The sequence below is a fragment of the Bradyrhizobium sp. Kon69 genome, from assembly GCF_055807515.1.
The window spans coordinates 1-452 of the sequence record NZ_JBVVOS010000117.1 but is presented as its reverse complement, the minus strand read 5'-3'; the positions used below and the strand labels follow the sequence as shown (position 1 = coordinate 452).

General features: G+C 52.0%; 1 protein-coding gene. It reads left to right on the top strand.

The annotated features are described in order from the left end of the window. Window positions 1-111 precede the first annotated feature (111 nt). The gene (locus AC0L3U_RS38470; RefSeq protein WP_473364973.1) at window positions 112-255 is read left to right on the top strand and encodes a winged helix-turn-helix domain-containing protein; all 144 of its coding nucleotides are present in this window, start codon (window positions 112-114) and stop codon (window positions 253-255) included. Window positions 256-452 lie beyond the last annotated feature (197 nt).

Here is a 452-nt window from a genome sequence, read left to right as displayed (position 1 = left end):
CCCATCAACCTGTCCTTGCGGGTGTTCAGGCTGTCATTCTGTCTATTCGTTACATTCGCTCGGTCGCTTTCTCTCTTATTCTTATATGACCTGATTTGGACGAAGGTATAGATGTTGTCATCGCGGCCGTTGGACACGCATATCTACCGACTGCGCAACAAACTGGGGCTGACAGCCGACAGGGGTTGGCAGCTGCTGACGATCTACGGGTACGGATATCGACTGGAAAGCGTCGCGTCGACCGCCACGGGTTGAACCGACAGTGTTCCACGTGGAGCATTTAAAAACTCATCAAGCATCGAGTAAAAAAAGGCCACGCTTTGCGTCGGCCTTTTTTATGGTCGGTGTCCCGAAGGGTTGAGCTCAAAATAGGGCCGTAATCAGCCAAAAGCGACTTGCCCATACTCATGAACGACGTTTCAGAAGTCGAGTGGCTGAAGCATCGACCACGC

Excerpts from the sequence above, each read along its gene's own strand:
- AC0L3U_RS38470 (WP_473364973.1), top strand. The coding sequence starts at position 112 with ATGTTGTCATCGCGGCCGTTGGACACGCATATCTACCGACTGCGCAAC.